At 46.0% G+C, this 21688-nt stretch carries 20 protein-coding genes and 1 tRNA gene; 11 read left to right on the top strand and 10 right to left on the bottom strand.

The window, feature by feature from the left end; all coding sequences use genetic code 11:
* Positions 1 to 76 precede the first annotated feature (76 nt).
* The 4 genes from AACR11_RS03030 to AACR11_RS03015 all read left to right on the top strand — a co-directional run bounded on the left by AACR11_RS03030 (position 77) and on the right by AACR11_RS03015 (position 2430).
* Positions 77 to 153 (top strand) — tRNA-Trp (locus AACR11_RS03030).
* A 446-nt stretch (positions 154 to 599) separates the two neighbouring features.
* Positions 600 to 932: a DUF1904 domain-containing protein gene (locus AACR11_RS03025; RefSeq protein WP_005445267.1), complete on the top strand. Its 333-nt coding sequence runs from the start codon at positions 600 to 602 to the stop codon at positions 930 to 932.
* 12 nt (positions 933 to 944) lie between these two features.
* Positions 945 to 1784: a penicillin-insensitive murein endopeptidase gene (gene mepA, locus AACR11_RS03020; RefSeq protein ID WP_005445269.1), complete on the top strand. Its 840-nt coding sequence runs from the start codon at positions 945 to 947 to the stop codon at positions 1782 to 1784.
* 337 nt (positions 1785 to 2121) lie between these two features.
* Positions 2122 to 2430, top strand: a complete 309-nt coding sequence (locus tag AACR11_RS03015; protein ID WP_005445270.1) for a hypothetical protein — start codon at positions 2122 to 2124, stop codon at positions 2428 to 2430.
* A 41-nt stretch (positions 2431 to 2471) separates the two neighbouring features.
* Here the strand turns inward: AACR11_RS03015 and AACR11_RS03010 are convergent, their stop codons facing one another.
* From AACR11_RS03010 to rdgC, 3 genes are all read right to left on the bottom strand, one after another.
* Positions 2472 to 2726 carry a YfhL family 4Fe-4S dicluster ferredoxin gene (locus AACR11_RS03010; protein ID WP_005445273.1) on the bottom strand — a complete coding sequence of 85 codons (255 nt, stop codon included), beginning with the start codon at positions 2724 to 2726 and terminating at the stop codon, positions 2472 to 2474.
* A gap of 2 nt (positions 2727 to 2728) precedes the next feature.
* Positions 2729 to 4129 carry a prephenate-dependent tRNA uridine(34) hydroxylase TrhP gene (trhP, locus tag AACR11_RS03005; RefSeq protein WP_005440369.1) on the bottom strand — a complete coding sequence of 467 codons (1401 nt, stop codon included), beginning with the start codon at positions 4127 to 4129 and terminating at the stop codon, positions 2729 to 2731.
* 166 nt (positions 4130 to 4295) lie between these two features.
* Positions 4296 to 5210 carry a recombination-associated protein RdgC gene (gene rdgC / locus AACR11_RS03000; protein ID WP_005445276.1) on the bottom strand — a complete coding sequence of 305 codons (915 nt, stop codon included), beginning with the start codon at positions 5208 to 5210 and terminating at the stop codon, positions 4296 to 4298.
* A gap of 224 nt (positions 5211 to 5434) precedes the next feature.
* Here rdgC and phoB point away from each other — a divergent pair, with 224 nt between their 5' ends.
* The 3 genes from phoB to AACR11_RS02985 are packed head-to-tail and all read left to right on the top strand — an operon-like array spanning position 5435 to position 8428.
* Complete coding sequence (gene phoB / locus AACR11_RS02995; protein WP_005424836.1) at positions 5435 to 6124, top strand: phosphate regulon transcriptional regulator PhoB; 690 nt, start codon at positions 5435 to 5437, stop codon at positions 6122 to 6124.
* A 40-nt stretch (positions 6125 to 6164) separates the two neighbouring features.
* Complete coding sequence (gene phoR, locus AACR11_RS02990) at positions 6165 to 7463, top strand: phosphate regulon sensor histidine kinase PhoR (RefSeq protein WP_005445279.1); 1299 nt, start codon at positions 6165 to 6167, stop codon at positions 7461 to 7463.
* Complete coding sequence (locus tag AACR11_RS02985) at positions 7463 to 8428, top strand: PstS family phosphate ABC transporter substrate-binding protein (protein WP_029789222.1); 966 nt, start codon at positions 7463 to 7465, stop codon at positions 8426 to 8428. The genes phoR and AACR11_RS02985 overlap by 1 nt, the downstream gene beginning before the upstream one ends.
* A 34-nt stretch (positions 8429 to 8462) precedes the next feature.
* On the opposite strand, the gene ppx is transcribed toward AACR11_RS02985, so the two are convergent.
* Together ppx and ppk1 are read right to left on the bottom strand one after the other, a co-directional pair.
* Positions 8463 to 9968 carry an exopolyphosphatase gene (gene ppx, locus AACR11_RS02980; protein WP_029789221.1) on the bottom strand — a complete coding sequence of 502 codons (1506 nt, stop codon included), beginning with the start codon at positions 9966 to 9968 and terminating at the stop codon, positions 8463 to 8465.
* On the bottom strand, positions 9952 to 12042 hold the full coding sequence (gene ppk1, locus AACR11_RS02975; RefSeq protein ID WP_029789220.1) for a polyphosphate kinase 1: 2091 nt from the start codon (positions 12040 to 12042) through the stop codon (positions 9952 to 9954). Before ppk1 ends, ppx begins: the two co-directional genes overlap by 17 nt.
* Before the next feature lie 211 nt (positions 12043 to 12253).
* On the opposite strand from ppk1, the gene AACR11_RS02970 reads away from it, so the two are divergent.
* The 4 genes from AACR11_RS02970 to phoU are packed head-to-tail and all read left to right on the top strand — an operon-like array spanning position 12254 to position 17711.
* On the top strand, positions 12254 to 14458 hold the full coding sequence (locus AACR11_RS02970; protein ID WP_029789219.1) for an ABC transporter permease subunit: 2205 nt from the start codon (positions 12254 to 12256) through the stop codon (positions 14456 to 14458).
* A gap of 27 nt (positions 14459 to 14485) precedes the next feature.
* Positions 14486 to 16159 carry a phosphate ABC transporter permease PstA gene (gene pstA, locus AACR11_RS02965; protein WP_009697661.1) on the top strand — a complete coding sequence of 558 codons (1674 nt, stop codon included), beginning with the start codon at positions 14486 to 14488 and terminating at the stop codon, positions 16157 to 16159.
* 2 nt (positions 16160 to 16161) lie between these two features.
* Complete coding sequence (gene pstB, locus AACR11_RS02960; protein WP_029789218.1) at positions 16162 to 16980, top strand: phosphate ABC transporter ATP-binding protein PstB; 819 nt, start codon at positions 16162 to 16164, stop codon at positions 16978 to 16980.
* A gap of 32 nt (positions 16981 to 17012) precedes the next feature.
* A complete protein-coding gene (gene phoU / locus AACR11_RS02955) occupies positions 17013 to 17711 on the top strand; it encodes a phosphate signaling complex protein PhoU (RefSeq protein ID WP_005440349.1) in 699 nt (232 codons plus the stop codon).
* A gap of 3 nt (positions 17712 to 17714) precedes the next feature.
* Here the strand turns inward: phoU and AACR11_RS02950 are convergent, their stop codons facing one another.
* The 5 genes from AACR11_RS02950 to AACR11_RS02930 form a co-directional block, all read right to left on the bottom strand.
* Positions 17715 to 18194: a hypothetical protein gene (locus AACR11_RS02950; protein WP_009697662.1), complete on the bottom strand. Its 480-nt coding sequence runs from the start codon at positions 18192 to 18194 to the stop codon at positions 17715 to 17717.
* Between the two features lie 53 nt (positions 18195 to 18247).
* A complete protein-coding gene (locus AACR11_RS02945; RefSeq protein ID WP_005445292.1) occupies positions 18248 to 18886 on the bottom strand; it encodes a YadA C-terminal domain-containing protein in 639 nt (212 codons plus the stop codon).
* 138 nt (positions 18887 to 19024) lie between these two features.
* On the bottom strand, positions 19025 to 19957 hold the full coding sequence (locus AACR11_RS02940; RefSeq protein ID WP_005445294.1) for a LysR family transcriptional regulator: 933 nt from the start codon (positions 19955 to 19957) through the stop codon (positions 19025 to 19027).
* Positions 19958 to 19966: 9 nt separating this feature from the next.
* Positions 19967 to 20743: a polyphosphate kinase 2 gene (ppk2, locus tag AACR11_RS02935; protein ID WP_005445296.1), complete on the bottom strand. Its 777-nt coding sequence runs from the start codon at positions 20741 to 20743 to the stop codon at positions 19967 to 19969.
* 66 nt (positions 20744 to 20809) lie between these two features.
* On the bottom strand, positions 20810 to 21553 hold the full coding sequence (locus tag AACR11_RS02930) for a copper homeostasis protein CutC (protein ID WP_009699460.1): 744 nt from the start codon (positions 21551 to 21553) through the stop codon (positions 20810 to 20812).
* Positions 21554 to 21688: the final 135 nt, after the last annotated feature.

The following is a 21688-nucleotide window of genomic DNA, read 5'->3' as shown; positions in this document are numbered from 1 at the left end:
CACGCCGGGGGTCGCGGGTTCGAGTCCCGTCCGCTCCGCCACTTATTCGAGAGTCGTCTCATTAAACACGAATTACAGGGGTGTAGCTCCAATTGGCAGAGCAGCGGATTCCAAATCCGCGTGTTGGGAGTTCGAATCTCTCCACCCCTGCCATATTTAAGGCTCTAGCAGAAATGCTAGAGCCTTTTTCGTATATGAAGGAAAGAGTACCAGTCTAGCTGGAAGAGTAGCAGATTCCCCTAATGCCCAAATAGTGCGTGTTGGGAACTGAGCCGCCAGCCTGCTTGGTAGCAAGCCATATCGAATTTCCGGAGTGCCGGTCCAATCTACCCCTGCCATCTTGTAAAGCCTCAGCAGAAATGCTGGGGCTTTTTTCGTTTTTGTCTTTTCAGACTAACTCAGAGTGCTTGCTCGATAATTTACTCGAATCTGTGAGTTGCCAGCCTAGTTCTTCTGGGATCTTCTAAGTCTTCAACAGAAGTCCTGCAGCTTCTCCGCATCTTCGTTATTTAAAGTGAGTGTTGCTAGAAGCTAACGTGATAAGAGGTCGACTTCCTGTTATTATCGGCGCTGAATTCTAATAATTAGGAAGCAAGTCTATGCCACATCTTCGATTTAGAGCGGTCGAGCCACAAGCGGTTCAAGCGCTATCAAAACCACTTACTGACGAACTACAGCCTCTTATGGACTGCCCTCGCGAAGATTTTACGTTCGAATATATCTACAGTACATTTTTCAGCGAAGGTGAAGTAAGTGCTGCTTATCCTTTTGTTGAAGTTTTATGGTTCGATCGCGGTCAAGAAACGCAGAACAAGGTTGCAAAAGCAATAACTCAACAAGTACGTGGTATTGTGGGTGAAGATATCGATGTTGCGGTAATTTTCTCTGCACTCTCTCCTAAAGGCTACTATGATAATGGTGACCACTATTAAGGAATGAGCGTGATGAAGCTGAGTCTTTCTTTTTGTTTAAGTTTTCTATTCTCAGCTTCTCTTTATGCAACTCCGTGGGAGCAGGTCTCTGGTCCCACAAATAACACTTCTTCCTCTATCGGCAGTTATGCCAATGGCTGTCTAGACGGCGCATCTCCACTTCCTTTGGATGGTATTGGTTACCAAGTGCTACGTAGCAAAACGAAGCGTTACTATGGGCACCCACATACGATCAGTTTCATTCAAGAACTAGCAAAAAAAATGAATCAAGATTTAAGCACAACGTTGTTGGTTGGTGACTTGTCATTGGCTCGTGGCGGGCGTTTCTCTTCTGGACATTCTAGTCATCAAACAGGTTTAGATATCGATATCTGGTTGCGTCTAGCCGATGAACCTTTGTCGTACAATGAGCTCCAGCTGCCTAAACCAATGAGCGTAGTTGATCTTAAAAAATATAAGATTTTGGAAAACCGTTGGGAAACTCGACACTTTGAATTGATTCGTAGCGCAGCGCAAAGTGAGGGTGTAGCTCGTATTTTTGTTCACCCAGTGATAAAAGAGCAACTTTGTAAGCAGGAAGGGGGAAAAGACAGGGGGTGGTTACGCAAAGTTCGCCCTTGGTGGGGGCATCATTATCACTTCCACGTTAGATTAAACTGTCCGGAGTCGAGTGCTAACTGCATCAACCAGGCTCCTCCTCCAGTGGGTGATGGTTGTGGAGCTGAACTTGCGAGTTGGCAACCTAAAGCTACGCCACCTCCCGTGGCTAAAAAGACAGTCAAAACGACGCCCAAGCCTAAGAAGAAAAAGATAATGCCTGCACAATGTCAGCCATTGCTTACTAAGAAGTAAAGGGTAATTCCTTCCTATCAAGCTGCGATTAAACCTACTAGGTATCTCCATTATGAAACTGGAGAAAGATCATTCTTTTGTCTACAGTGAATAATACCAGTATAAAAACTAACCTAATTAGTTTTGGTGGCATATTACAGAAATCTAAATTAAACAAAGGGTTATGTGGTTTTTCTTGTGGTTATAACTCTGGTTTTACAAAGATCTTTTCGTCGCGATTCTCTGGTTTCTTAGCAATATGTCTGTTGGTTGGTGAAAGACAAATGGCAACGCAGACAAGTGTATTGAGGTGGGGATGGAGACTTTCCCCATCTAAGAGTTAATCAAGGACAAAACCATGACTATGATTTGTGCAAAAGAATTTGCAGAGTGGTTAAGACACAGATTTAGCAGTGAGAATAAGGGAGTCTATCTGACTCGAGAGGATGTTAATCACCTGACAGGACGTCAGCGTCTTGACCCGGGATTTGTTAATGATGTGCATTACGAACTAATGCAATATGGGATGGCTTTCGTTACGGATACGAGTCGAGAGAATTTCTATTTGATACCTGTCTCACAAGCTGAAAATTGGCGTGAAAGGCTAGAGTATCATTTCGAGAAAGAGCTCTTCTGCAACATTATTCCTATCGAGAAATCAGGTTAAAAAAAGGTTCAACTTTGAGCGCAAAGTTGAACCTCTTTCAATTACGCTAGCCCTTGAATAATCACGAACTTCTCTAGCAATTGCTCTTCAGTCTCGACATGATTTGGGTCGGTAATAATGCACTTCGTAATTGGACACACCGACTGACATGTTGGTTTTTCGTAGTGACCTTTACACTCTGTACATAGAGCAGGGTCAATTTCGAAAATGCTGTCACCCATAGTAATTGCACCATTAGGGCACTCAGGGTCACACATGTCGCAGTTGATGCACTTATCGGTAATAAGTAGTGCCATGATTACTTACCAGTTGGGTTACGGGTATCCTGACCTGCATTTAAGTTACGCATCAACAGACCGTATTCCAGATCCATGTCTTCTGGAACCGGGATAAATACAAAGTGACCGTTACCTTTTGCGTCTTCAATTGATTCTGACTTACGGTTTTCCATCGCTTCTAGCGTGAAGATTACGTTGCCTTTTGGCGTCATTAGCTCAAGGCTGTCACCAACGATGAACTTGTTCTTCACTTCAACTTCTGCCATGTCACCGCGACGTTTGCCAGTGAATTCACCAACAAATTGTTGTGCGTCAGATACAGAGTAACCGTAATCGTAGTTCTGGTAGCTGTCGTGAGTGTGACGACGTAGGAAACCTTCTGTGTAGCCACGGTGAGCTAGGCTTTCTAGCGTACCCATTAGGCTCTCATCGAATGGACGACCAGCAACTGCGTCATCAATCGCTTTGCGGTAAACCTGAGCAGTACGTGCACAGTAGTAGAATGACTTGGTACGGCCCTCGATCTTCAATGAGTGAACACCCATCTTAGTTAGACGTTCTACGTGTTGGATTGCACGCAGGTCTTTCGAGTTCATGATGTAAGTACCGTGCTCGTCTTCGAACGCCGCCATTTTTTCTTCTGGACGGTGACTTTCAGAAAGCAATACCACTTCGTCAGTTGGTTTGCCGCGACCGATAGTGGTTTCTGGGCGTTCGTCTGCGACTTCGATTGCTTGAGCTTCGTTTGGATCGAACGCTTCAACAATTTGACCGGCGTCGTTTTCTTTACCTTCTTCGACTTTATATTCCCAACGGCATGCGTTAGTGCAAGTACCTTGGTTAGGGTCACGCTTGTTGATGTAACCGGACAGTAGGCAGCGACCAGAGTAAGCCATGCATAGAGCACCGTGAACGAAAACTTCTAATTCAGTTTCAGGACAATGCTCGCGAATTTCTTCGATTTCTTCTAGAGAAAGCTCACGAGAAACGATCACGCGCTCAACACCGTTAGCAGCCCAGAATTTAACAGTTGCCCAGTTTACTGCGTTCGCCTGCACAGACAGGTGAATTGGCATTTCTGGGAACGCTTCGCGAACCATCATGATGAGACCTGGATCAGACATGATAAGTGCGTCTGGACCCATTTCTACCACTGGTTTAAGGTCACGGATGAAAGTTTTAAGCTTAGAGTTGTGCGGTTGGATGTTGCATACCACGTAAAGCTTTTTGCCTAGGGCATGCGCTTCGTTGATACCGATTTGTAGGTTTTCGTGGTTGAACTCGTTGTTACGTACGCGAAGGCTGTAGCGAGGTTGACCAGCGTATACTGCATCTGCGCCGTAGGCGAATGCGTAACGCATGTTTTTAAGGCTACCTGCTGGAGATAGTAGCTCTGGTACGAATGCTTTCTCTGTTGTCATTGCTCAATTCTCTTAATATCTGATCACAAGTCAGGCCAATTCCACCTCATGGAAATGGGGCGCAAATTTTACGTCAAAATGTGACCTGTGACTAGGAGAATTATGTTTTAGATAAACAAACGCCCTCAAAAAAAGTGAGGGCGTTATGGTTAATCTTTGTACGAAATTAAGCGTTAGGGTTTGGCAGACCGCCCAATGCTTCGTATAGATTTGGTAGGAAAGCGCTGAACTCGCCACACATTAGAGAGAAGTCTGCGTCGAAGCGAGCAGCCTGATCTTCGCGTGGGATATCATCGTTTTGGTCTTTTAGTTCATCAGAGAACTTCAGACGTTTGATGCCAGAATCTTCTGCCATGATGAATTCGATACGATCTTGCCAGTTCAGTGCTAGCTTAGTCACCACTTTATCTGCAGCGATGTGGTTGCGGATTTCATCGGTTGTAAGCTCTTGCTTCTTACAACGAATCACGCCGCCTTCTTCTAGCACAGACTTAAGCTCTGCTTCGTCCATCATTGTGATGCCTTGTGGTGTATCACCAGTTTTTACCCATTCAGTTAGAGTTGTTTCGATCGCAACTTCTGGGATTGCTGGTACAACAGGCAGGCTACCCATTGTCTTACGTAGTAGTGCCAATACGTCTTCTGCTTTTTTGTAGCTGCTTGCATCAACAAGGATGAAGCCTTCTTTTGGCATAATCAGCACGTAAGTGTGGCTGCTACGGCTGAACGCACGTGGCAGGAGGTCCATTACGATGTCATCTTTCAGGTTGTCTTTCTCTTTCTTTTTAAGAGGACGACCTTCCTGTGCTTCCATTGCTTCTACTTTTGCATTTAGTGAGTCTTTGATCACTGAAGCAGGCAGCATTTTTTCTTCTTTCTTAGCGCAAATCAGAATGCGGTTTTCAGAAACGTGCGTCATCATGTCGCCATTTCTACCCATCGCGCTAACCCAGCCAAACTTTTGCTTATCTTGGCTTCCACAAGGGGTGAATCGGAACTCGGCTAGTTGAGTTTCCAGTTGATCGGCGTTGAAGTTAACCTCGCGGTTAACGCGGTATACCAGACAGTTTTTAAACCACATAAATCTTCTCTAGGCTTGATGACAAGGGACTAATCATAGGGAATTTTCCCGGCGTTGTCCTAATTGAATTGAAAAAGATCATGATGAATCTCAAAAGAAAGTTATATGAAAATTTGTTTTCAAAGGTCACAAAAGTGTCATAATTGGTAGTAATAATGCTTATGCATAGAGGGGCGCTTTGTCCTTTAAATTCATTAGCTCAACTAACATAAGGTTATTCAATTATGTCTAGAAGGATTCTGGTTGTTGAAGACGAAGCTCCGATTCGTGAAATGCTATGCTTCGTGCTTGAACAGAAAGGTTATCAAGCAGTAGAAGCAGAAGATTACGACTCTGCGGTAACCAAACTGGCTGAACCCTTCCCGGATTTAGTGCTACTAGACTGGATGCTACCAGGTGGCAGTGGTATTAACTTTATCAAACACATGAAGCGCGAAGAGTTAACTCGCAACATTCCCGTTGTGATGCTGACAGCTCGTGGTGAAGAAGAAGACAAAGTGCGCGGCTTAGAAGTTGGCGCGGATGACTACATCACCAAACCTTTCTCACCAAAAGAGTTGGTTGCTCGCCTTAAAGCCGTCATTCGCCGCGTAACACCGACTGCGCTCGAAGATGTGATTGATGTACAAGGTCTGAAGTTGGATCCTGTTTCTCACCGTGTGACCGCAAATGATGAAGCGGTTGATATGGGACCAACAGAGTTCAAAATGTTGCACTTCTTCATGACGCACCAAGAGCGTGTTTACAGTCGTGAACAACTACTAAACAATGTTTGGGGCACCAACGTGTATGTAGAAGACCGTACCGTTGATGTACATATTCGTCGTTTGCGTAAAGCGCTTGAGGCCGCAGGTCACGACAAACTCATCCAAACCGTTCGTGGCGCAGGATACCGTTTCTCGACGAAGGCATAACATCGCTAGCAGCTTATCAATACCATTTCTGGAGTAATGAGTGGTTGAAAGATTGACTTGGAAAAAGCTGGCCTGGGAGCTGGCTTTTTTTTACACCCCTTGGGTGATAATAGGTTGGATATTCGGTTATATGCCGTGGTTGCTTTTGGCGGCCACGGCTTTGCAGCTTGTATGGCATTTGCATAATCAGGTGCGCTTGTCGGCTTGGCTGTGGGATGAAAAGCGTCTTACGCCACCGTCAGGTAGTGGCAACTGGGAATCGTTATTCAACGGTTTATACCGATTGCAACAACGTCAGCGTCGTAAGCGTAAAGAGCTTACCAATTTGATTCGCCGTTTCCGTAATGGTGCTGAATCGCTGCCGGATGCGGTGGTGGTGTTTCGTGCTGAAGGTAACATTGTGTGGTGTAACAAGCTCGCGCAGCACCTTTTGGGTTTCCACTGGCCGGAAGATTCTGGGCAGCCTATTTCTAACCTTATTCGTACTCCAGATTTTATTAAGTACATCAACAAGCAAGACTTCTCAGAGCCGTTAGAAATGCGCTCACCATTGAATGTCGAGCGAATGTTGGAACTGCGTATCGTGCCATATACTGAAGGCGAACACCTGATGGTGGTACGTGATGTGAGCCAACTTAAACAGCTTGAAGGTATGCGTCGTAACTTCTTCGCTAACGTATCTCATGAGCTTCGTACACCGATGACGGTACTTCAAGGCTACCTTGAGATGACGGAAGATCCAGACATGATTGTTGGCCCGATGTGGACCAAAGCGCATGGGGTGATGACAGAGCAGCTTAACCGCATGAACAGTTTGGTGAATCAGCTTCTGACGCTGTCTAAGATTGAAGCGGCACCTATGCATGAGTTGGAAGATGTGGTCAATGTCCCTAGCATGTTAGAAGTGCTAGAGAAGGAAGCGGTAAGCCTAAGTGGTGATGATCAGCATCAGTTGAAGTTCGACGTGGATTCTAGCCTGCGTGTGCTCGGTGATGATGACCAACTGCGTAGTGCGATCTCTAACTTGGTGTACAACGCAGTGAAATACACACCACCTGGTGCACACATAAACGTACGTTGGTATCAAACCGCACAAGGTGCTTGCTTAGAGGTGGAAGACAGCGGTGATGGTATTGAGCCACAACACTTACACCGATTGACCGAACGTTTCTATCGCGTCGATAAAGCTCGTTCACGAGATACCGGTGGCAGTGGTCTTGGCTTAGCCATCGTGAAGCACGCGTTGAGCCACCATGACTCTCATCTCGAAATTTACAGTGAAGTTGGTGTCGGCAGTAAGTTCTCCTTCATCCTACCTAGTCGTTTAGTGGTGAAGTAATGAGTGTCGTATCCAAAGCAATTAAGAAAATCACTCTAGCCACGCTGATGCTTTCCTGCGTGGCTGTTGCACAGGATAAACCGCTGCCGAATTATCAAAAGACGACTGGCATAGCCGGTAACTTATTGTCTGTCGGCTCAGATACGTTAGCAGGCATGACTACGCTTTGGGTGGAAGAGTTTAAATCTATCTACCCGAACATTAATGCTCAGGTACAAGCGTCTGGCTCATCGACTGCGCCACCGGCGTTAACAGAACAAACTGCGCAATTCGGTCCAATGAGTCGCTCAATGCGTATGCGTGAGATCGAAGCATTTGAGCGGGTGCATGGTTACAAGCCAACGGCGCTTCGTGTTGCGATTGATGCGATTGGTATTTTTGTGCACCAAGATAATCCAATCAAAGGGCTTAATTTCCATCAGTTGGATGCGATGTTTTCCGCGACTTTACGCTGTGGCGAAAGTGAGTTCATCACCAACTGGCGTGAGTTAGGCATCAAAGCTGAGTGGGCGAAACGTAATTTGCAGCTGTTTGGTCGTAACTCGGTATCGGGTACGTACGGTTATTTTAAAAGTAATGCCTTGTGTGGCGGTGATTTTAAAACTCGTGTGAACGAGCAACCGGGATCGGCGTCAGTGGTGCAGTCTGTGGCATCAACGATCAGTGGTGTAGGTTATTCAGGCGTAGGCTATCGCGTGGCGGGTGTTCGTTTAGTCCCAATTGCGAAAACAGGCACAGATTACGTTAGCCCTGTGCGTGAAAATATCATTTCAGGTAAGTACCCACTATCGCGCTACCTCTATGTATACGTGAATAAACATCCGGACTATCCGTTAAGCCCAATTGAAGCTGAGTTCATTCGCTTTATGTTCTCAGCTCAAGGGCAAGCGCTGGTCGCGAAAGACGGTTATGTTCCCATTACTGCCGATTTCGCTGCAGAGGAATTAAAAAAGGTCGGTTTATAAGCCGACCTTTTTCTTTATCTCATTGAGTTCGTAGTTAGAAGTTCAATGTCCATCCTGCGCTTTCCCAGCGTTGCTGTTCTTCCTGCAAATCTGCATCGAGCAGTTTGTTATTCTCCAACCAATCTTCCTCTGCGCAAGTAAGTACCCACTTATCTTCTTCTATCGATAATGTCAGCTCTGGTAGCGGGTCATCATTGCGTTGACCGTTGACCACAATGGCTAGGCGTAGAATTTTAATTAAGTTGATGATGTCACTCTCTTTGTAGAGGTTGAACTCTGGGAACTCATTCAACTTGAAGGATTTACGTTGGAAGCGAGCTAAGGTCGCCAATACCAATTGCTGTTCGCGGTTAAAGCCCGGTAAGTTGGAGTGCAGAAGAATGTAGAATGAATGACGATGGAAACCGCGCAGACTGATGCTCAAGCCGACTTCATGCAGCAAAGCCGCCCATTCCAGTAAATCAAACAACTCACTTTTCTTCTTGATACCTAGTTCAGAACGAACATTGCACAGCATCTCTCTTGCATGACCTTTTACGCGTGCAGCGTGTTCGATATCAACGCGATGCTGTTTTGCTAGGTTTTCTGTGGTGCGCATACGAATATCAGAACGAGCGAAGCGTTCTTCCATCTCGTAGAGCAGACCTTCACGTAAGGCACCATCCGAGAAGAACATCTGGTTGATTTTTAGTGATTGGAAGATGGCAGATAAAATGGCTACACCAGCGGCAAAGACTGGTTTACGTTCGTCGGTCAGACCAACTAGTTCAATATCATCAATGGACTCAAATTCGCACAATGTGTCGATGAGCTTACCCAAACGCTTATTGGTGATCAGCCCATCTTCATGACCCAATCCAATCAAGACTTCACGAATCGCTTTAATCGTACCAGAAGAGCCGAGGGCAATATCCCAGCCTTTCTTGCGGTATTTTGCAGCAATGGACTCCATGCGTTGCTCTGCGGCGAGAATCGCTTTGCTGAAGTTCTTCCGTGACAGTTTGCCATTATTGAAGAACTGCTCGGTAAAACTCACACAACCCATTTGCTTACTGTTGAGAAGCTCTGGCTCAAACTCTTGACCAATGATCATCTCGGTACTGCCGCCACCGATATCGACAACTAACTTGGAGTTAGACTCCGCTTGGGTGTGCGCGACGCCGAGATAGATGAGGCGAGCTTCTTCCTCGCCCGGAATGATTTCAATTGGGAAAGGCAGCACCTCTTTGGCTCGTTTTATAAAGAGGTGGGCGTTGTTAGCACGCCTTAAAGTGTGGGTGGCTGCAATTCTTACGTTTGAAGCTTCAAAGCCTTGCAAGCGTTCGGCGAACATTGCGAGGCACTCAAGACCTCGCTCCATTGCAGCATGGCTAAGATTGAGCTCTGAATCGAGTCCGGCAGCTAAGCGCACTCGCTGTTTATGGCGGCTGACTAATTGCAGGTCACTTCCAACAACTTTCGCCACCACCATATGGAAGCTGTTCGACCCAAGGTCAATGGCTGCGATATGGCGTACATCTTGTTCAAGTATCTGAGGCATCTGCTTTTTGTTTTCTTGTTTGCTTCTCTATATTTTTAAGATAGTCGTAGATGGCAACTTGTGAGCGAACTTTTTTACGATTACCTCGCGGCACGTAGCTGTTGCTCATCTCTTTATCTATCAAACGAGCCTTTACTGTATCGGTAAAGTGAATGTTAGTTATATCAATAATACGCTGTTTCAAACGTGGATCACGAACCGGAGCGGCAACTTCTATACGATGATCGATATTTCGCGTCATCCAGTCCGCTGATGAAATATAAACCTGCGGGTCGCCATCATTATGGGTGATCACGACACGAGGGTGCTCAAGGAAGCGATCAACAATACTGATGATGCGAATGTTCTCGCTCACGCCCTCAATACCCGGGACGAGTGAACACATACCGCGGATGATCATATTGATTTTCACCCCGGCATTGCTTGCCCCATAGAGTTTATTGACGATGCCCTTGTCGACTAAGTTGTTCACTTTGATCGTCAGTGCTGCTTTCTTGCCAGCTTTTGCGTTGGCAATCTCCCCATCAATCAGACGGTAGAGTTGTTTACGCGAATTGCGTGGTGAAACGATGAGATGATTAAACCTGACTGGGCGATATGGATTCTCGATATAGCCAAACACGTTACGAACTTCATTGGTGATTTCCTGATCTGCGGTTAGCAGAGCAAAGTCGGTGTAGATACGTGCGGTTTTCTCGTGGAAGTTACCTGTTCCTATATGCGCGTAACGTACGATTTCACCTTCTTCGCGGCGGCTGATCAGGAGCAGTTTTGAGTGAATTTTCAATCCCGGCGCACCAAAGATAACGTGCACGCCCGCATCGGTGAGAACTTTTGACCACTCGATATTGGCTTCTTCATCAAATCGGGCTTGCAGCTCCACCACCACAGTTACGCTTTTGCCATTGTGGACTGCATCGATCAGTGAGTTCATCAAGCGTGAATCTTTGGCAACGCGGTAAATGTTAATCTTAATTGCCAATACTTTAGGATCGAAGGAAGCTTGGCGAACCAGTTCAGATATGTGATCAAAGGTGTGATAAGGGTAGTAGAGCAAAATGTCTTTGGCTTTGATCGCATCGAAACTGTTGGCATAGCCTTCGAAGTCGGCACATTTCATCGGTGGCATGGGTTTGTTTTCTAGGTACTCACGACCAACATTTGGAAAGCCAATGAAGTCTTTAAAGTTGTGGTAACGACCACCGGGAATCAAACTGTCGTAGTTGGAGATTTGCAGTTTGCTGCACAAGAAATCGAGCATCTCTTGCGGCATTTCACGCTCGTAAACAAAGCGCACTGGCATAGCGGTTAAGCGTTGGTTCACCCCTTCAGACATCTGTTCGAGCAAGCTGTATTCGATCTCTAGGCGCAAATCGTATTCGGCATCGCGGGTCATCTTCATCGCGTAGCCATTTAGCTCGTCATAATCGAAGAAGCCTTTAAACAGCTCATCCAGACAGTAACGGATGATGTTGTCGAGCAGAATGATGGTCTTGCGACGTTTGCCTTTTTGCTCCGGAACCATAACGAAGCGGGGTAGGTGGTCAGTTGGGATTTCGAGTAAAGCGTATTGGGAATGATCGTCTTTGCGCAGATCAACGGTAATGTAGGCGTATTCGTCTTTAAGAAACTGCAACACATCGATGTCATCTTTAATCAATAGCGGGGTGATGTGTGGCATGACTTCTTTGCGAAAGTACTTGGTGATCCAGCGCTTTTGGGTGTCATCTAACTGGTTTTCGTTAACCAAGAAAATGCGGCGTCGCGCCATTTCGCGGATCAAATCACCGTACAGTTCGTCAAATTGTTCGTTAAGCCTCAATGCTTTGGTTTGCATCTTAGTTAACAAGTGCTTAGAGTTATCGCTTCCACCTCGTTCTTGGCTGATCAAGATCCGACGTTTTACGTCTGCAAAGCGAACCTTGTAGAACTCATCTAAGTTATTGGAAAAGATCCCCAGAAAACGAATACGTTCGATTAGGGGGACGGTTTTATCAGCGGCTTCTTGTAATACTCTCTCGTTAAAAGACAACCAACTAAGTTCTTTTTCTATATAGAGTTTTTCTGCGCTCATAACCTTACCTAGCCTAAAATGAAGTAAATCCGCACTCATCTGTGGGATAAAAAAGATGAGCCTGAACATTATGAGGTTTACGTTACAGATTTATTTCATAACACGGTCTGCATAAGAGTTGTATTCTTTTCAGTTGTTTAATGTGATCTGTAATATAATTGTCATCTTAACGACATATTCTAGTACTAAGTCAAAAAGGGTAGAGAGATCAATGGCACAAGCCGAGTTTTCATTGCAGGAAAAAGATAAAAAACGATTGATCAAAGATCGTTTGGTTCGATTTGCAGTGACATCCGGTGGTGTAGGCGTTCTTGCTGCTCTTGTGTTGATCTTTGTTTACCTTGCAATGGTGATCATCCCTCTGTTTTCTGATGCAGAGATCGAAACCAATTATGCCGCTCGTGCTACCCAAAGCGGGAAGCCACTCGCAATTTCCGTTGATGATTACTCTCAAATCGGTTTGGTGTTAACCCAATCCGGTGAAGTGCGTTTTCTTCCTCTCGATGATTCCAGTAAACCTGCGCTGTACACTCAGCAAATAGCCAACAACCCAGTGGCGTTTTCTCAGTCTGCACCGGGGTTAGGTTGGTATGGTTTGGTTGATGACCAAGGTAAAGCGCACATCTTCAAGCCGGAATTTAACGCTACGCTGCGTGAAAACACTCGCCCACCAGAAGTCGTGCCGTTTCGAACTTCAATGGACATGCAACTGACAGATGCATCCGATCCAGTTAAGAAGTTTGTTTTTAGTGCTTCTACGCAAACGCCAACCCTTGTTTGGCAAACACAAAGTGGCGTGCTAAAAGCGCGTTGGCAAGTTCCTCAATTATTAGATGCATCGCCTGTTACCCATGATTACACCTTCTCTTCAGGTTTTGATGCGCCAGACCAAATGCTGCTGACGCCAGATGGCAATAACCTTTACTTGCGCAATGGTTCAGAGCTGATTGTCTTGGTGAAAGGTGACAATAAGTTCTCAGTGCGTGAAGTGATCGATCTGACTCAGGGTGATAAAAAGCACTCTGTGAGAACGATGGATTTGTTGGCTGGGGCGTATTCTCTGCTTGTTACGCATAACGATGGTCGTGTATCGCAATGGTTTGATACGTTGCAGGGCGATCAGCGAACTTTGACTCACATTCGTGACTTTAAGTTGGCGTCTGAGCTGAAGTATTTACTTCCCGATTCACACCGCAAAGGTTTCTACAGCTTTTACACCAACGGTACGTTGCAAAGCCACTACACCACCAGTGAGAAATTGGTACTGTTTAAGCGTGCCTACAAACAAGCGCCAGTGATGGCAGGGATGTCGAATAACGAGCGCTACCTGATAACATGGCAAAACGACGAATTGAATGTTGCGTTTGTTGATAACCCGTACCCAGAAGTCTCTCTGTCTTCTTTATGGCAAAAGGTTTGGTATGAAGGTTACCCAGAGCCTGAATTTGTGTGGCAATCCACCTCAGCCAGTGATGACTTCGAGGCGAAATTCAGCTTAGTGCCAATTGCGTTTGGTACTATCAAGGCGGCGATGTTCGCGATGCTTTTCTCGGTACCGCTGGCTGTACTGGGCGCAATTTATACCGCTTACTTTATGTCACCACGTATGCGTCGCGTGGTGAAGCCATCAATCGAATTAATGGAAGCTTTGCCTACGGTTATCATTGGTTTCCTTGCCGGACTTTGGTTCGCCCCGATTGTGGAAGACCATTTGATTACCGTCGTGGTGATGCTGTTTGTTTTGCCTCTGAGCACCATGGTGATGGGCGGTCTATGGGCATTGATCCCACAACCGATACGTAATCGCCTTCCTAACGGGTGGCATGCTTTGGTATTGATGCCTTTGCTTCTGCTGTTGATCGGTTTGGGTGTGTGGGTATCACCAATGCTTGAGCAAGCCTTTTTTGGCGGGGACATGCGCTTGTTTCTGACTGACCATGGCATTGGCTTTGACCAACGTAACGCGCTGGTGGTTGGTTTGGCTATGGGCTTTGCGGTTATTCCAACGATTTTCACCATTGCCGAAGATGCGATTTTCTCTGTGCCGAAACACTTATCGGATGGTTCATTAGCACTTGGCGCGACGCCATGGCAAACGCTGATTTATGTGGTTCTGTTAACAGCCAGTCCGGGGATCTTCTCGGCAATCATGATGGGACTTGGTCGCGCTGTGGGCGAAACCATGATTGTATTAATGGCGACGGGTAATACACCATTAATGGATTGGAACGTACTAGAGGGTTTGCGTAGCTTGTCGGCGACCATTGCGGTTGAATTGCCAGAGTCGGAAGTAGGCAGTTCGCACTACCGATTGTTGTTCCTATCGGCATTAATTTTGTTTGTCTTCACCTTTGCGGTGAACGCCTTGGCGGAATGGGTTCGTCAAAGACTAAGAGATAAATATCGTGCGTTGTAATCAGTTAACGAAAGAGCGAGTAATAGCGTGTTAAATTGGATTCGTTCTGGCGCACCTTGGATTTGGTTAACCGGGGGAGCGGTAAGCATCAGTCTGCTTTCTGTCCTCGGTTTATTGCTATTGATTGGCTGGAAGGGGCTTACTTACTTCTGGCCTGCGCCACTTTATCAATGGAATGTTGCTGCGCTGACTCCGGTGCAGGGCGAAGTGCTGCATGAAAATTCGATTCTGGTTGGTCAGGTTTACGAGCGCAGCTTTGTGCCAAGAAGTTACCTACCAGAAGAAGCGGCGAATAAACTCGCGGATGACGAAGAGTTTGCGACGCGCCTAAACATCAAAATTGCCAACCGTGAATTGTACCCAGCGGACTTTATTTCTGTGTTGAGAATGCAGTTGGATGATCCAACTACGCCGGGCGAATGGGCAGTGATTGAACGCAGCAGCGGTGGCTACTTCTTCGGTAAGTTTGTTGCCTTCCAAGATGGTAACACGCGTTACGAAAATGACATTCAAAAGCTTTTGGATCAAAAGCTCGATGATGCCGAAACCTTGCATCACGAAATCGACATGCTGGTGGATGACCAAGTAAAAGACTTGGGATGGCAGTTAGAGCAGCTTCGCTTAGATAAACGTAAGCACGAGCTTAACGACACCATCACTGAAGACTTTTTAGCAAACAACAGTCAGCGTAAAGCAGAAATTGAAGCAGAGTTAGCCAAGCTAGACATGCAACTTGACGGGCTGCGCTTGGGCTTCTCTGATTATGCGCTGATTGTCGAAGACATGACTGGGACTCAAGTTTCGATTCCATTAGAAGACATTTTGGACTACTGGTATCCAAACCAAATGTCACTGCCTGAAAAGGTTGCCCATTGGGGAAAGCAGGTTTGGAAGTTCTTATCCGAAGACCCTCGTGAATCGAACTCAGAGGGTGGTGTTTTCCCAGCGATTTTCGGGACGGTTTTCTTGGTTATCATCATGTCGATCATCGTAATGCCATTGGGTGTGATTGCGGCGATTTATTTGCATGAATATGCCAAGAATAATGCCCTAACTCGGGTGATCCGTATTGCGGTGATTAACCTTGCAGGTGTTCCTTCTATCGTTTACGGCGTATTTGGTTTGGGCTTTTTTGTTTATACCATTGGTGCCTCAATCGATAACCTGTTTTACGCCGAGCGATTACCTGCTCCAACCTTTGGTACGCCGGGCTTGTTGTGGTCTGCATTGACGCTAGCAGTCTTAACGCTACCTGTGGTGATTGTTACCACAGAAGAAGGTTTAACCCGTATTCCGAGCTCCGTTCGTCATGGTTCGTTAGCCTTGGGCGCAACGCAGTTCGAAACGCTTTGGCGTGTGGTTTTGCCTATGGCAACCCCTGCGATAATCACTGGTTTGATTCTTGCGATTGCTCGCGCTGCGGGGGAAGTGGCGCCATTGATGCTGGTGGGGGTCGTGAAGTTAGCTTCTAGCTTACCGGTGGATGGGCAATTCCCTTACGTGCATTTAGACAGAAAATTTATGCACCTAGGCTTCCACATTTACGATGTCGGATTCCAGACCTCTAATATCGAAGCTGCGCGTCCGTTGGTTTACGCGACTTCCTTCTTACTCGTGACGGTTATTGTCGGACTAAACTTAACAGCAATCAGTATTCGTAATAATCTGCGAGAGAAATACCGAACTTTAGGACAAGATTAAGCATGTTTAACTTTGATAATACATTGGGTTATGAGCCGCCATTGGATGTGCACAACCTGACGGATGAACAAACGGCTATCTCGATCGAGAACCTTAATCTTTTCTATGGTCAGGCTCAGGCGCTGCATGATATCTCCATGCGCATCCCTAAAGGACGCGTAACCGCATTCATCGGACCGTCAGGTTGTGGTAAATCCACATTGCTGCGTTGTATCAACCGAATGAACGATTTAGTCGAAGGTTGTAAGGTGACAGGAAAAGTACGTTTGCACGGTAAGAATGTGTACAACCCAAGTGTGGATGTTGCCATGCTGCGCCGCCGAGTAGGCATGGTATTCCAGCGCCCAAACCCATTCCCTAAGTCAATTTACGAAAACGTGGTTTACGGTCTTCGTCTACAAGGGGTGAAGAACAGTCGCATGTTGGACGATGCGGTCGAGCGTTCACTGCGTTCTGCGGCATTATGGGACGAAGTAAAAGATCGTCTACATGAAAACGCATTTGGACTTTCTGGTGGCCAGCAGCAGCGTTTGGTGATTGCACGCGCCGTTGCGATTGAGCCAGAAGTACTATTATTGGATGAACCGACATCGGCGTTGGATCCAATCTCAACTTTAACTATTGAAGAGCTTATCAACGAGCTCAAGACTCAATATACTGTGGTTATCGTTACCCATAACATGCAACAAGCAGCGCGCGTCAGTGACCACACTGCATTCATTCATATGGGTAAGTTGATTGAATACTCGGATGCGGATTCGATCTTCACCTCTCCAATGAAGAAACAAACCGAAGATTACATTACCGGTCGTTACGGTTAAGCCGCGACCTTTCAAGGATTAAAAGGAAAGCCATGCACTTTGGACGTCATATCTCAGGACAATTTAACGTAGAGCTAGAATCGATTCGTACCCATGTACTCACCATGGGAGGCTTGGTAGAACAGCAGTTGTCGTATGCTATTCAAGCCTTGCACAAGGAAGACATCGAACTGGCGCGTAAAGTTGTGCGTGATGATCACAAAGTTAATGCGATGGAAGTGTCGATTGATGACGCTTGTACTCGCATCATTGCTAAGCGTCAGCCTACAGCAAAAGACTTACGCTTGATCATGGCTATCATTAAGACCATCACAGATCTTGAGCGCATTGGTGATGTTGCAACACGTATTGCCTATGTGGCGATTGAAAGCCCATCATCGAAAGAGCGCCAATTCCAAGTCTCGTTAGAGCCTTTATGTCGTCAAGCAATCCAAATGTTACACCAAGTGCTTGATGCGTTTGCTCGTATGGATGTAGAAGCCGCAGCAGAAGTACACAAGCTTGATGATAAGTTGGATGCGGAATACGAAGCGGTGATTCGTCAGTTGATGACTTACATGATGGAAGACCCGAAAAACATTCCACATATTCTGCAAGTGATGTGGTCGGCGCGAGCCATTGAACGCGTGGGTGACCGTTGCCAAAATATCTGTGAATACATTATCTACTTCGTGAAAGGAAAAGATGTACGCCATCTAGGTGATCAAAGCATCGATGACGTATTGAAGTAAGTCTTAGAGGCGCAAACCAAAGCCTAGAGAAAAGTTAATGGCAGTGTCTGTGTAGGTGTGTGTTTTATCGTTCATGAAAACGTCTAAATCCGCACCTGCTCGAACTGATAATATTGGGTTAACTTGATATACGTAAGCGCCACCAATACTCAATCCGTTCGCATCTCTTCGTTCATTGCGATACGTTCCATCGTACTGCGCTAATCCTAAGCTCGCTTGAAATCCCATCTGTGGTTGATGACCAAATAAGTGTTGAAAGCCAATACGGTAGGCGTCAATGGTTTCATCATAATTACCGCTCTTATAAGTAATCTGAGAGTAATCAAAATACAGCGCATCAAAGCCCGCAATATCGGTCGCCCCCAATTGGATACCTGCCCCTCGAAATGAGCCAATTTTAACTTCTGGAGAGACATAAATACCTGAAGCTTGGACACTAATAGGAGCGAGAATAAGGGCAGCGAGAAAGAATTTGCGTTTCATAGAGTTACCTAAATAAAAGCCTTCCTTGGCTATGAACTTATTGAGTGCAGTTTTTACTTAAAGCTAATTTGAACACCAACGCCGCCAGCAACGTCAGATGAAGAATATTTGCCTGATGATTCATAGTGGAATGTGCCTGACAGGCTTACTTGATCACTTAGACCGTACGCACCACCAATCGCTACTGCTTCTTTACTACCAGAAAAACCCACACCGGCACCGATTGCCAGTTCACCATTGGTTGCGTAAGGGCGAGCGTTGGTCACTGCGTGTAGACTTGCGCGAATACCATCCATTTGTTCTGCTTGTTGGTTTAAGCGGTAGTCGTATTCTGCGGCTAAGCCTTCTAAGTGGTTCAGGCGGTCATCCGTCGGGTTATTTTCAATAGGGTTTGATGGCAGTTGCGGTGTTGGACGCTCTGGGACTTCAGGAATACCGTTGTCTGGTTCAGGAAGCGTTGGGTGCTCTGGTGCTGCTTCGATTGGTGGTGTTGGTGATTGATCTGGATGTGGACGATCTGGCACTCCAGGAACACCGTTATCAACTTCTGGTAGAACAGGTTGCTCTGGCACACCTTGAATTGGGTTGGTTGGAATGCCTGGGTGTGGACGATCCGGGATAACAGCTGCAATTGAGCTGAAAGAAGCAAGAAGGGTGCAAGCAGCGGTAAGCTTTACAATTTTTTTAGTCATGTCTGAACTCTCAATAAGTAAACGAGGGACAGCATCCTTACTGTAAGCAATCGCTTTTTGTCATTTCCCTTAAAAGCAGGGCTATCTTATTGAGAAGTATGATTTATGACTAAATGGCTATCATTATCTCAGTGATAATCAAATCTTATCACCCTGTGATTTTAGGCCTTGTTGAATAAGCTCTGTTAACCATTTTACTAGTGGGTTATTCCGGTTTCTCACATGCATATGAGCGTGAATAGACTTCATTTGTGGTTGACCATCAATCGTGACATCAACGGCTCTTAATCCCGGAAATTGCTCTACCGGAAGTAAATTGGAGTGAGGTAAATACATGTCGGTGTGTTTGACGACATCAAGTATTGCAGAGACCATTTCTGAGCGAAAGCCAATGCTGTGTTCAATGCCCATTTCGGTAAGAAGCTCAGATGCGTAACTGAACTTGTCGTTCCAACCTGGGGAAATCAAAGAAGCAATTGGGTATCCGCCAAGATCATGTGGCTCAACATGAGTCTTGGTGATTGGGTGATCTTCACGGACAAAAATACGCCCTTTCAAATCCAGTAGCTTCGGCGTGTAGATCTCTTTATTGGTCAGAAGTAACTCGTAATTTACTCCCATCAGTGTTTCACCTTTCAAGATCTCATCAACCGTGCTGTTCGACCAACCAACTAATTCAAGTTGAGCATTAGGGGCTAACGCTCTCATTTGTTCGAAGAGGAAACCGGGCAAGCAAGTCATTGTGATTGGTGCCAGTGCAATTCGAATTTTGTTGTCCACTTCGGCAGGATCAAACTGATGAGAGCGATTAACTGCGGCAGCTAAACCATCGAGATGGGGGGTAATATCATTGGCAAGAGATTCGGCGAACGGTGTCGGTTCAAGACCAGTTTTGACCTTCACAAACAGCTCATCATCGAAGTGATTACGTAGCTTTTGTAATGCCTGACTGATCGCTGGCTGAGAGACAAACAAGCGCTGTGATGCTTTACGCATGTTTCGCTCTTGCATCAAAACCATAAAGGTCTTGAGCAGATTCAGGTCAAGGGTGTGAAACAGGTCTTTCGCCATGATACATCTCTAATATTTATCAGGAACGAAGGTTTGATCGTCGATAGGCGCACGGACATAACCTTCTTTATTCAACTCTGGCAATTCGATAACTGGATGCTCAAGTTCTTCGTATTCGACTTGACTAAGCAGATGGCTGATACAGTTCAATCGAGCTTTCTTTTTATCATCAGAAGGGACTACCCACCAAGGACAGTTTTTCGTATCTGTGTAGGCAAACATCTTATCTTTTGCCTCTGAATATTCTGCCCAGCGATTGCGTGATTCCAAATCCATTGGGCTGAACTTCCAGCGTTTAATTGGGGTGTTGATGCGTTCTAGAAAGCGCTTTTCTTGCTCTTCATCGGAGACCGAAAACCAGTACTTAATTAAGATGATGCCAGAGCGCTGAAGCATGCGTTCAAACTCCGGGCAAGAACGGAGAAACTCTTCATATTGATCTGGGGTACAAAAGCCCATGACTTTCTCTACGCCGGCACGGTTGTACCAACTGCGGTCAAACAGTACGATTTCTCCAGCAGCAGGCAGGTGTGCCACATAACGCTGGAAGTACCATTGTGTTTTTTCTTTCTCTGTTGGGGCGGGAAGGGCTGCGATACGGCAGACACGAGGGTTGAGTTTTTCAGTGATGCGTTTGATGGTGCCACCTTTGCCAGCGGCGTCACGTCCTTCAAAAAGTACCACGACTTTAAGCCCTTTGTGTTTGACCCACTCTTGGAGCTTAACCAACTCAATTTGCAGTTGTTCTAGTGCTTCTTCGTATTCCTTTTTCTTCAGTTTCGCCATGTATCCTCCCGTCCTTAGTTATCAATATGTTAGCACTCAATAACCAAAGACGGGATTTGAAAGCTCTTAATTGAGAGCTGTTACCATGTTCGCGATAGCATCGGTGTTGGTGACTGGAATCGAAAAATCATCTATATCGGCAGCGCCCATTTTGCTTTGCTCGGCAATAAAGGTCATGTGACTTGGGCGAGTTGTCTTGCCAGATAAATGCACTTCAGTGATTTTGGCTTGTTCAACGATCTGACCAACATTGTCCGCATTCACACCGGCGCCCGCCATGATCGCAATGCGTCCTTGTGCTTGTTCAACTAAGGTTTTAAGCACATCGATACCTTGCGGCGCCGAAGGCGCAAGACCGGAGGTTAAAATACGTTCACAACCTAAGCTGATCACTTCTTCTAACGCTTTTTCAGCGTCGCGACACTGATCAAAGGCACGATGGAAGGTCACGCCTAAGCCAAGCGCTTGAGCAAATTCACACAGCGCAGTTGCGTACGGCATATGAATATTGCCGTCTTGAGTGAGCACGCCGAGTACGACACCATTCAAGCCTGCTTGTTTAGCGGCTTCAATATCCCAACGCATCATTTCGATTTCTTCCTCACTGTAGAAGAAGTCGCCTTGGCGAGGGCGAATCATCGCGTAAACCGGAATAGTAGAGCGTTTAGCGACTTGCTGCATAAAGCCATAGCTTGGGGTTAAGCCACCCAATGCAAGTGAAGAGCAGAGTTCGATGCGGGTTGCACCACCGGCAATCGCGTTGTGGAGAGATTCAATGTTATCAATACAGACTTCAAGCTGAGTGTTCACTAGGTTGTCCTGAATTATTGTAATTACAGCAAATACTAGCAGGACGAAAGGGGAGAATCTGTACTGAGATGGAGGGAAATAGAGGTAAACTTTTTGCGTGATGCTTGCCTCTTTTGCTTTTCAAAAATGCAGATA

This window comes from Vibrio sp. L85, assembly GCF_963871815.1.
Taxonomy (GTDB): domain Bacteria; phylum Pseudomonadota; class Gammaproteobacteria; order Enterobacterales; family Vibrionaceae; genus Vibrio; species Vibrio harveyi.
The sequence above is the reverse complement of the archived record's forward strand: the minus strand, read 5'-3'. Positions and strand labels throughout refer to the sequence as shown.

Excerpts from the sequence above, each read along its gene's own strand:
- ppx (WP_029789221.1), bottom strand. The coding sequence starts at position 9,968 with ATGCCTCAGATACTTGAACAAGATGTACGCCATATCGCAGCCATTGAC.
- mepA (WP_005445269.1), top strand. The coding sequence starts at position 945 with ATGAAGCTGAGTCTTTCTTTTTGTTTAAGTTTTCTATTCTCAGCTTCT.
- pstB (WP_029789218.1), top strand. The coding sequence starts at position 16,162 with ATGTTTAACTTTGATAATACATTGGGTTATGAGCCGCCATTGGATGTG.
- AACR11_RS03025 (WP_005445267.1), top strand. The coding sequence starts at position 600 with ATGCCACATCTTCGATTTAGAGCGGTCGAGCCACAAGCGGTTCAAGCG.
- trhP (WP_005440369.1), bottom strand. The coding sequence starts at position 4,129 with ATGACAACAGAGAAAGCATTCGTACCAGAGCTACTATCTCCAGCAGGT.
- AACR11_RS02970 (WP_029789219.1), top strand. The coding sequence starts at position 12,254 with ATGGCACAAGCCGAGTTTTCATTGCAGGAAAAAGATAAAAAACGATTG.
- AACR11_RS02985 (WP_029789222.1), top strand. The coding sequence starts at position 7,463 with ATGAGTGTCGTATCCAAAGCAATTAAGAAAATCACTCTAGCCACGCTG.
- ppk2 (WP_005445296.1), bottom strand. The coding sequence starts at position 20,743 with ATGGCGAAACTGAAGAAAAAGGAATACGAAGAAGCACTAGAACAACTG.
- rdgC (WP_005445276.1), bottom strand. The coding sequence starts at position 5,210 with ATGTGGTTTAAAAACTGTCTGGTATACCGCGTTAACCGCGAGGTTAAC.
- AACR11_RS03010 (WP_005445273.1), bottom strand. The coding sequence starts at position 2,726 with ATGGCACTACTTATTACCGATAAGTGCATCAACTGCGACATGTGTGAC.
- AACR11_RS03015 (WP_005445270.1), top strand. The coding sequence starts at position 2,122 with ATGACTATGATTTGTGCAAAAGAATTTGCAGAGTGGTTAAGACACAGA.
- AACR11_RS02950 (WP_009697662.1), bottom strand. The coding sequence starts at position 18,194 with ATGAAACGCAAATTCTTTCTCGCTGCCCTTATTCTCGCTCCTATTAGT.
- AACR11_RS02945 (WP_005445292.1), bottom strand. The coding sequence starts at position 18,886 with ATGACTAAAAAAATTGTAAAGCTTACCGCTGCTTGCACCCTTCTTGCT.
- phoB (WP_005424836.1), top strand. The coding sequence starts at position 5,435 with ATGTCTAGAAGGATTCTGGTTGTTGAAGACGAAGCTCCGATTCGTGAA.
- AACR11_RS02940 (WP_005445294.1), bottom strand. The coding sequence starts at position 19,957 with ATGGCGAAAGACCTGTTTCACACCCTTGACCTGAATCTGCTCAAGACC.
- phoU (WP_005440349.1), top strand. The coding sequence starts at position 17,013 with ATGCACTTTGGACGTCATATCTCAGGACAATTTAACGTAGAGCTAGAA.
- ppk1 (WP_029789220.1), bottom strand. The coding sequence starts at position 12,042 with ATGAGCGCAGAAAAACTCTATATAGAAAAAGAACTTAGTTGGTTGTCT.